The organism is Clostridium sp. FS41 (assembly GCF_000954015.1).
Classification (GTDB): domain Bacteria; phylum Bacillota; class Clostridia; order Lachnospirales; family Lachnospiraceae; genus Enterocloster; species Enterocloster citroniae.
This window is the reverse complement of the sequence record NZ_JYHN01000030.1, coordinates 87,949-97,160: the sequence shown is the minus strand read 5'-3', so window position 1 is coordinate 97,160 and position 9,212 is coordinate 87,949. Positions and strand designations below refer to the sequence as shown.

Annotated in this window: 7 protein-coding genes; 6 read left to right on the top strand and 1 reads right to left on the bottom strand. The window is 49.8% G+C overall.

The annotated features are described in order from the left end of the window. Positions 1 to 285: 285 nt before the first annotated feature. Together CLFS41_RS04270 and CLFS41_RS04265 are read left to right on the top strand one after the other, a co-directional pair. Entirely contained in the window at positions 286 to 1,713 is a 1,428-nt protein-coding gene (locus CLFS41_RS04270; RefSeq protein WP_007869262.1) for an extracellular solute-binding protein, read from the top strand. Further along, on the top strand, positions 1,706 to 3,646 hold the full coding sequence (locus tag CLFS41_RS04265; RefSeq protein WP_007869260.1) for a diguanylate cyclase: 1,941 nt from the start codon (positions 1,706 to 1,708) through the stop codon (positions 3,644 to 3,646). Before CLFS41_RS04270 ends, CLFS41_RS04265 begins: the two co-directional genes overlap by 8 nt. A gap of 44 nt (positions 3,647 to 3,690) precedes the next feature. Here CLFS41_RS04265 and CLFS41_RS04260 read toward each other — a convergent pair whose 3' ends face one another. Next, entirely contained in the window at positions 3,691 to 4,623 is a 933-nt protein-coding gene (locus tag CLFS41_RS04260; protein WP_007869252.1) for a LysR family transcriptional regulator, read from the bottom strand. Positions 4,624 to 4,820: 197 nt separating this feature from the next. Between CLFS41_RS04260 and CLFS41_RS04255 the strand changes: the two genes are divergently transcribed. The 4 genes from CLFS41_RS04255 to CLFS41_RS04240 all read left to right on the top strand — a co-directional run bounded on the left by CLFS41_RS04255 (position 4,821) and on the right by CLFS41_RS04240 (position 9,204). Further along, positions 4,821 to 6,149, top strand: coding sequence for an enolase C-terminal domain-like protein (locus tag CLFS41_RS04255; RefSeq protein WP_045091567.1), 1,329 nt, complete (start codon positions 4,821 to 4,823; stop codon positions 6,147 to 6,149). Between the two features lie 28 nt (positions 6,150 to 6,177). Further along, positions 6,178 to 7,185 carry a hypothetical protein gene (locus CLFS41_RS04250; protein ID WP_007869245.1) on the top strand — a complete coding sequence of 336 codons (1,008 nt, stop codon included), beginning with the start codon at positions 6,178 to 6,180 and terminating at the stop codon, positions 7,183 to 7,185. Between the two features lie 108 nt (positions 7,186 to 7,293). Beyond that, positions 7,294 to 7,692 (top strand): tripartite tricarboxylate transporter TctB family protein, encoded by a 399-nt coding sequence (locus tag CLFS41_RS04245; RefSeq protein WP_007869243.1) that lies wholly within the window; start codon positions 7,294 to 7,296, stop codon positions 7,690 to 7,692. A 15-nt stretch (positions 7,693 to 7,707) separates the two neighbouring features. Beyond that, positions 7,708 to 9,204, top strand: coding sequence for a tripartite tricarboxylate transporter permease (locus CLFS41_RS04240; RefSeq protein ID WP_007869241.1), 1,497 nt, complete (start codon positions 7,708 to 7,710; stop codon positions 9,202 to 9,204). Positions 9,205 to 9,212 lie beyond the last annotated feature (8 nt).

Below are 9,212 nucleotides of genomic sequence, written 5' to 3'. Positions count from 1 at the left end.
GATTGTCTCTTCCTATCATGTTAGGGGTTAAAAGTCGGTATTAACCGATACCCCCATTCTTTCTTAAAATGGTCATTCCTTACATGGTCCAGGCTGCATATCAAACTCCGGACGGAAGGCTATTTGCAGATTCTTCCGCATATAATAGAATGGGAAGATCCCTTATAAAAACGTAATTTATCCATATCATATGCAAGAAAATCAAATAGACACTGTGTTTACAATCGTGTATACTTAAAAATAACGATGTATTACAGGCTGTATGTTTGGTATTGGAGAAGGACAATGAATCGAAGGAAATATAGGGTTCTGGCAATTATGCTGCTGGGGGTGCTGCTGGGGGGCGCAGGATGTGCGGGCAGGGAGAGCCTTGTGCTGGATCCTAAATCCCCCACGGTCATCACCATGTGGCATGCTTATAATGCAGTGGCAAAGGCCCAATTTGACGATCTGGTAATGGAGTTTAACGAGACCGTGGGTATGGAACAGGGGATCGTGTTGGATGCGGTGGGATACGGCTCCAGCGAGGAGCTGGAGGATGTCCTTTACGCGTCAGCTAATCATGTGATAGGGTCAGACCCCCTTCCGGATATATTTGCATCCTATCCGGATAATGCGTATCGATTGGATAAGATAGCCCCTCTGGTCAGTTTGGACCAATATTTTACAGAAGAGGAAAGGGAAAAATACAGGCCGGAATTTTTGGAGGAGGGTGTGTGGGACGCCTCCGGAGGATTTAAAATGATCCCGGTCTCAAAATCCACGGAACTTTTATATCTTAACAGAACGGACTGGGACCGGTTTGCTGAGGAAACCGGCGCCTCCATGGATCTGCTGCAGACCTGGGAAGGGCTGTCGGAGGCAGCTTCCATGTACTATGAATGGTCTGGTGGATGCGCGTTCCTGGGCATGAATTCATACAATGACTTTATGATGCTGTCCGCAGCACAGATGGGTGGTCAGGTGTATCAGATCAGGGACGGCAAGGTGGAATTTACCTATCCGGAGGAAATTGCAGCAAAAGCCTGGGATGCCTTCTATGTGCCCCACATCAAGGGATGGTATGAGAGCAGCGTATATAATCAGGATGGGATCAAGAGCGGCCGTCTGATGGCTTACATCGGTTCCTCTGCCGGGGCCGGTTTCTTTCCCCGGGAGGTGATAGAGAGTGAGAACCAGTCCCATGTCATCGAGTGCGAAAGCCTTCCATACCCCACCTTTCAGGACGGAACCTCCTATATGACCCAGAGAGGGGCAAACATGGCCGTGTTTGCATCTGATACGGCTCATGAATACGGCTCGGTCCAGTTCCTTAAGTGGTTTACGCAGCCGGAGCAGAATATCCGGTTTGCCGTATCCACCGGTTACCTTCCGGTGGAAATGGAGACGCTGGCATCTGTTAACGACCTTTTAGGCCGGGTGGATGAATCCAACAACGCGGCCGTGGTCAGGAGCAGCATACAGACTGCCCTGGATGCCATGAGCGCCCGGGAGTTCTATATCCGCAGGCCCTTTGAGGGTTCATACGATATGACCCAGACCTTTGCGTCTTCCCTGGAGGATAAGGTATCCCTTGATCTCCATGAGAAAAAGCGGAGGATGGAGGCCGGAGAGAGCCGGGAAGGTGTGGAGCGTGACCTTCTGGGAGAAGGGAACTTGAAAGAATGGTACGAAGCTCTCATAAAGGAGATGGCTGGTAGGACAGATGGGTAAAAAGAATATTAGCAGTTCAATCGCATTTAAGCTGGCAGTGGTGTTTATCTGTTTTGCTATATTCCAGAGCATTTTGCTGGCATCCCTTATGGTGCAGGGAGGTGTTCTGAAACAGGCTGAGGCCAATCAGTACCGCTTTTTCTCGGAAAAAGTCAATGGCCGCAGCAATAATCTGGAAAATCAAATGAAGAATATCTGGACGAATCTGGATTATGACATGGAACAGATCAGCCAGTTTTTTGAGACAGAGGCAGATGCCAAACAGGCTGACCAGATCCTGGAGGAGATGGCGCCCCTTGTCATGGATGCAATGCTGCGCACCAAAACAACGGGAGCATTTCTTGTGATCCCGGAGCAGGGGGAGGATGCGGATCATTCCCTGCCTGCCCTGTACTTCAGAAACAATAATCCGGACAGGAGCAGCAGGGAGAACTCCAACCTTTATATGCTGGTAGGACCATGGAATGTGGCGGAGAAAATGCAGATTGCAACCACGGCAAACTGGAGCTTCCGCCTGAATATGACAGATTCCAACCAGGCGTTTGTGACAAAACCATATGAGGCGGCCCGGGAGATAGGCAAGTCCAAGTGGTTGGGATACTGGAGCCCTCCCTTTAAGGTCAACCCTCAGGATGAGGAGGTCATTACATACTCCACTCCTCTGTTTGGAGCGGATGGAAACGTTAAGGCCATATTCGGCGTGGAAATATCCGTAAGCTACCTGTATCATTTCCTTCCAGCATCCGATCTGCAGACAGCCAACGCATATGGGTATGTTCTGGGGATCAGAGATGAGGAGGGACAGCTGCGGGCAGCCGTGACCCATGGCGCCATGCAGAAGAGAATGCTGGAGGAGGGGAAGCCCCTGGATCTTACCAGTGTGGACCAGGAAAATTCCGTTTACAGGCTTATGAACCACAAAAGCAATGAGGAGATATTTGCCTGTCTCAACCCCATGGGAATGTATTATTACAATACGCCCTTTGAGAATGAGGAATGGTATATCATCGGGCTGATAGAACGGCCGGTCCTTCTTCAGTTCCCGGAAAAGATAGGGAGGATCCTGAATTATTCCTTTCTTGTGTCCATTATCATTGGGTTTATCACAGCCATTATCACCAGCCAATGGTTTACAAGACATGCCAAGCTGATCGAGCTATCCGGGCTTCCGGTAGGTGTTTTTGAGATCGGCGGTCACTCAGGCCGGGTTTATATGACCAGTCAGATCCCCCGTCTGTTTAATCTTACCAGGGAACAGGAACGGAAGTTTTCCAGGGATAAGAATCAGTTTATCGCCTTTTTAAAGGAACTTAAGTCCCTGGAATCCGGGGAGGAGGGAGTCTATAAGATGGAGGCGGAGGGTGAGTACCGGTGGATTAAGATAACTCGGAAAAATTCAGAAAATCCTGTGCGCTGTGTGGTGGAGGATGTGACGGATGAGGTCCTTCAGACAAAGGCATTAAAAAAGGAGCGCGACAGGGACGGACTCACCGGGGTTAAGAACCGTATGGCCTTTGGAACGGTCATGGAACAGATCAAAGGGAGGCTGGATGAAACGTCAGTATGGGCGTTGGTGATGTGTGACCTGAATGACCTGAAAGGTGTAAACGATGCCTTCGGACATGATAAGGGGGATGAATATATCCGCGCAGCGGCGGATGCGATCCGGGATTCATTCCCACGGGGACAGGTGTTCCGTATAGGAGGGGATGAGTTTGCGGTCATCCTTTCAGGCGTCTCCCCTCAGGAAGTAGAAGAGGGTGTCCAGGTCCTGAGATGTACAATGGAGGAATACAGCAGCCGGTGCAGCTTTGACGCCTCTGTGGCAGCCGGTACGGCCTTTTATGACCCGGTCCTGGACTCGGACTTAGAGGGAACATTAAACCGGGCGGATGCGGGAATGTATGCAAATAAGAGGAAAATGAAAGCATAGGGAGTGGAATGAACTATGGGGTGGACTGGACGTATGGATTCCACTCAGACCACGCTCTGGTTGTTCTCTTTTGCCGTGGAATGATAATATTCAATCGCCAGTTCAATAAAGGTCTTACCCGCTTTGGTGAGGTAATGACCTTTTTTGTATGTGGCGCACAGCTCCCAGAAGGGATGGGAGGGGAGGTAGAAGTAGGCCACATCCTGCTGCTCCTTGGCATAGTTTTGAGTGATCAGCGAGCAGGCCATGTTGTTTTTCACCATGTTGCACAGGGTCAGGTTGCTGGAGGTCTCAAACAAGATCCGGGGAACGAAGCCGGCCTCCTCAAAAAGGGGGTCTATGACCGTGCGCAGGGTGGAGTTCTTAAACATCAGCACAAACTGCATGTCCTTAAAGTCACGCAGGTCAGCAGTGGCAAAGGGCTGTCCCGGGGGATTGGCGTGTCTGGCCAGGGGGTGGGACCGGGGAACGGCCAAAAGGATATTCTCATAGTAGATATGGATATACTCATCATTTGTCTTGTCCTTCTCGCTGAGGGTGACAAAGCCCAGGTCCAGGTATCCCTTGGATATCATGGACTGCTGATTCTTTACGCCGATCTCCTGAGGCTCTATGGTGATGTGGGGAAACTGCTGATAGAACTGGGGATAGATGCTCATCAGCATGGTAATGCCTCGTTCCGGTGTGAGTCCCACGGACAGGCGTCCCACCTTGTTGTCGGCCATGTCATTAAGTATATCATAGGCTTCCTGCTTTAACTGAAGCATCTGGCGGGCGTAACTTACATAGACCTTACCGGCCTCTGTGAGGCGCAGGTCGTTCTTGCTGCGGTGGAACAGCTGGATGCCCAGCTCAGATTCCAATTTCAGAAGCTGCTGGTTCAGACCGGACTGGGATATGTAAAGGCGTTCGGCTGCCCGTGTAATGCTGTTCTCATCTGCAATTTTCACAATGTATTCTAATTGTTTCAGATCCATATTCCTTCTCCTGATTTGTGAATAAGTTTTACTTAGTCTTTCTATCGAAACAAGTAATTTGACTTAGTTATATATATTTTATACAATAAAGACATGAAAAACACAAGAGCAAAATTACAAAATGACGGTTAACATTTTGTTAAAAAGCGCAGTAAGTAAAAAATAACACATAATTCATAAGCTGGGAGGTAGTGAAAATGTCGCCAACAATTACAAAGATGGAAGTCTGGCCGGTTGCAGGCTGTGACTGCATGGAATTGAACCTGAGCGGAGCCCATGCGCCGTATTTTACCAGGAACGTGGTGGTTCTGTACGGGGACAATGGTGAGACAGGCGTGGGTGAGGTGCCGGGAGGACAGAAGATCACAAAGGCATTGGAAGAGTGCATTCCCCTTGTGGTGGGCACCAAGGTGGCGGAATATAAGAGTACGCTGCTAAAGGTAAAGAAGCACCTGGAGGAAAAGGGCGAGGAGGATGTGAGAGGGAACCAGACCTTTGACCTGCGCACCGGTGTGCATGTGGTGACAGCCATTGAGGCGCCCTGCCTGGATCTGCTGGGAAAGCATCTTGGGGTACCTGTGTGTGAGCTTTTGGGAGAAGGACAGCAGAGAGACAAGGTTCGTATGCTGGGTTACCTGTTCTTTGTGGGAGACAGGAACAAGACGGATCTTCCCTATCTTTCAGAGCCTGATTCCGATTGTGAGTGGTACAGGATCCGCCATGAGGAAGCTCTGACAGCCGAGTCCATTGTGGCTTTTGCAAAGGCTACAAAAGAGAAATACGGGTTTGAGGATTTTAAATTAAAGGGCGGCGTGCTTCCAGGAAACGAGGAGATGGATGTCATCCGGGCCCTGAAAAAGGAATTCCCCCATGCCAGGATCGATCTGGATCCCAACGGCGGATGGCTGTTGGAACAGGCGGTTAAATACGTGGAAGGAATGCAGGGCATCCTAACATACTGTGAAGATCCGTGCGGTGCAGAGGGAGTGTACTCCGGGCGTGAGATCATGAGCGAGTTCCGCCGCCGTACAGGATTCCCCACAGCCACTAACATGATTGCCACGGACTGGAGGGAAGTAGGACACTCCCTGGAATCCCAGGCAGTGGATATCATCCTGGCAGACCCTCATTTCTGGACCATGGCCGGCTCCGTAAGGGTGGGACAGATGTGTCATGACTTTGGCTACACATGGGGTTCCCATTCCAACAACCATTTTGACATCTCACTGGCCATGTTCACCCAGGTGGGCGCAGCTGTCCCGGGAGAGTACAATGCGCTGGATACGCACTGGATCTGGCAGGAGGGCCTGGAGCGCCTGACCAAGGAGCCGCTTCAGATCGTGGACGGATGCGTGGCTGTCCCGAAAAAGCCGGGCCTTGGAGTTGAGGCGGATATGGACCAGATCAAGAAGGCAAACCAGCTTTACCTGGAAAACTGCCTTGGGGCCAGAAATGATGCAATGGGTATGCAGTACCTGATACCCGGCTGGAAATTTGATCCCAAACGTCCTTGTCTGGTAAGATAAATAAACATATAAAAAAGGAGAATGAGTAATGAAGAGAAGAGTATTGTGTATGTTATTGGTGTTGGCAATGGCAGTGACCTGCCTGGCAGGCTGCAACAGAAAGAAATCCGTCCGCGTGGTGATCGGTTCCTCCTCCACCAGCGGTGACAGCTACCTTATAGCTGATACAGTGACCCGTTACCTGGCAGAAGAGATGGGGTGGGATGCAAAAGTTGATCCCGTTGGCGCGGCAGAGATGTTTGAGATCCTCCGTACCGATAAGGGCAAGGGCGACACCATCGCGATCTTCCACGACATGATGTACCTGGGTGTTGTGTTTGGCACATACGGAGAAGAATACGCACTTGAAAATATCACCGTTGGCCCAAGAGTGGCCCAGAACCCGGGATGCTGTTTTGCAGCCAAGGCCGATGCGCCTTACAGTACAATGGTGGAAGCAGCTGAATACCTGAAGGCAAATCCGGATGCTGAGATCCGCGTGGCCTGTGAGAACGGCTCCGTATCCACCCTGTGCTATCTTGCGTACTACAACTGGGTACTTGACAACTACGGCCAGGAAGTAGCTGACCAGCTCCGCGTGATCGCAGCAGGTGTTACCTCTGAGAAGCGTCAGATGTTATGGGACGGCAATGTAGACATTATTTTTGATGATTATTACGGAATCCAGCAGTATGTGGGTGTTGACGACAAGCAGCTGGCCATGAAATGCGTGGGCCTTCTGGATGAGATTGAGGGCGCTGAAAATGCTCCTACTTATGCCGAGCAGGGAATCACCTTTAATAATGAACCATTTTCACTGTCCAAAGATTTCCTTGTATACTATCCTCAGAATATTGATGCCGAATTTGCAAAGGCAGTGGATGCAGCAGCAGCCAAGGTTTGTGAAAATGCCAATTTCCAGTCCGATATGGCCAAGTTAAATTACAGAGGCGCATATCTGGATTCCGCGGCAGCAAAAGAATTTATCTACAATAAGAGAACAGACATGACCCAGCTGATTGAGGCATGCCCGGACTTTGATTACCTGACACAGTGATCATAGTCTGACACAGTGACCATGGCCTGACTCAGTGACAACCGGCTAAAACGCACATAAGCGCCCGGAACACGGGCGCTGAGTGCTCCTTAAGAGGAGGGAAAGCTTGTGAAGCTTAAGATTATAAATTCAACATCACACTGGGTCATGCCCAGGATCGTGATGGTAATTCTGGTGATTCTCTTAATCATCATAGCAGTCCAAAGGATGATCAGCTGCAAGAAAACAGGAACACCATTTATTAACCTTAAGAACTACCGTTTCTTTATGCCAGGATGGGATAAGGTAAAGCTGCTGGGGAGTATCCTCACCTTTATTGTTTATATTTACCTGATGGAGTTTTTAACATTCCTTCCGGCCAGCATCATCAGTATCTTTCTGTTAAATGTTCTCTTTGACAATGAGAGAACAAAAAAGAGCATGATAACATCCGGTGTCATATCAGTTGGATTTTCCATATTTATCTGGCTGGTATTCGGGGTCCTGTTCCGCATCACTTTACCATAAAAGGAGGTTTCGATCATGTTTGGAATTATGAATATTATAATGTCGTTCCTCGGAGTGGTGATCGGTATTGTATTTGGAGCACTTCCCGGTATGACAGCAACCATGGCAATAGCGGTTTTTCTGCCGTTGACGTATTCACTGGACCTGGGCCAGGCGCTCTGCCTGCTGCTGGGTCTTTATGTAGGCGGCATCAGCGGCGGCCTTGTACCGGCTATCCTGATCAATATCCCGGGCACGCCTTCCTCCATTACAACGGGTTTTGACGGTCACCCCATGGCTGCCAGAGGAGAAGGTGAGAGGGCGCTGAAGATCGGTATCACTGTATCGCTGATCGGCGGTCTGATCTCCCTGCTGGCCCTGTTCTTCTTTACACCCCCGCTGGCAAAACTGGCCATCAAGTTTTCCGCTGTTGAAAAATTCCTGATCATTGTATTTGCAATGACGGTTATTGCAGCCCTTTCCAAGGGATCCATGACAAAGGGAGTTTTTGCAGGTTTCCTGGGCGTGCTGGTTACCTTGATCGGCCGCTTCTTTGACAACCAGCAGCTGCGCATGGTGCCCTCCTTCCTGACTGTGGAACTGGGAAGCGGGTTTCAGCTGCTCCCTGTCCTCATCGGACTGTTTGCCCTTTCACAGATCCTGCTGGAAGCGGAAACGGGAATGAAACGGAATCCAAAGATGGAAGGCGGCATCAAGGGCGGAGGAAAGGGGTTCTCCTTCTCAGACTTAAAGGGACAGGGCATTAATACGATCCGTTCCTCCGCCATTGGTACGTTTATGGGAATCCTTCCCGGAGTGGGCGGTTCCGCGGCATCCCTTCTGTCCTACAGCCAGGCCAAAAACTTCTCCAAACATCCGGATGAATTCGGAAAGGGCTGTGTGGATGGTCTGGTTGCCTCCGAAGCGGCAAACAATGCACTGACCGGCGGTGCCCTGATCCCTCTTTTGTCCCTGGGAATTCCGGGAGACAGCACCACGGCAGTTCTGGTAGGCGCCTTCCTTTTACAGGGAATCCAGGTGGGACCGTTGTTCATTACCCAGAACCCGGATCTTTGGAGGGATATCCTTCTTGGCCTGGTGGTGTGCAACATCATCATGTTTGTAGTAATGTTTTATCCCATTAAGTATATTGCAAAGATCATCAACATCCCGAAAAACCGCCTTTATCCGGTTGTGATCCTGATGTGCGTGGTGGGCTCCTATGCTATCCGCAACGGAAATATGTTTGATGTGTGGACTCTGCTGATTTTTGGAATTGTTGGTTTTGTGTTCAGCAAAACCGGAATCCCCTCCGCTCCCTTCCTCATTGGCTTTATTTTGGGAGATGACTTTGAGAAATATTTTATCGATGTGTTAAAGTCTTCAGAGGGAAGCTTTGCAGCATTTTTTAACAGGCCCATCGGCAATGTGATCTGGGTCCTGATCCTGATCTCACTTGCCTATGCATATTTTGATAATAAGAGAAGCAAGAAATTAGAAGCACAGAAGATAGAATTGCAGAATAAGGCCTGATGGGATAG